This is a genomic window from Pseudomonas sp. SIMBA_041 (assembly GCF_046535095.1).
In the GTDB taxonomy this organism is placed as follows: Bacteria; Pseudomonadota; Gammaproteobacteria; order Pseudomonadales; family Pseudomonadaceae; genus Aquipseudomonas; species Aquipseudomonas mucoides.
Map to the genome: position 1 here is coordinate 1 of NZ_JAWRXJ010000663.1, position 251 is coordinate 251.

Genomic DNA, 251 nt, shown 5'->3' on the forward strand with positions numbered 1-251 from the left:
CTACATGCCGGGTGACTCGGAGCTGAGCATCGACGCATTCGACCTGCTGATCGATGAGGTGGAGCAACGCCGGCTGTTCTCCACGCCGAACATGCCGGTCACCACCCAGGACCATTGCATCGGCCTGCACGCCAGCACCCTGGTGCGTGATGGCGGCACCTTGCAGATAGGCATCGGCGCCATGGGCGATGCCGTGGCCGCTGCGCTGTTAGCGCGCCAGGGCGACAATGCGGGCTATCGGGCATTGATGG

General features: G+C 64.9%; 1 pseudogene. It reads left to right on the top strand.

The features are described from left to right. A pseudogene (locus SB725_RS32770) lies at positions 1-251 on the top strand (acetyl-CoA hydrolase); the annotation flags it as partial.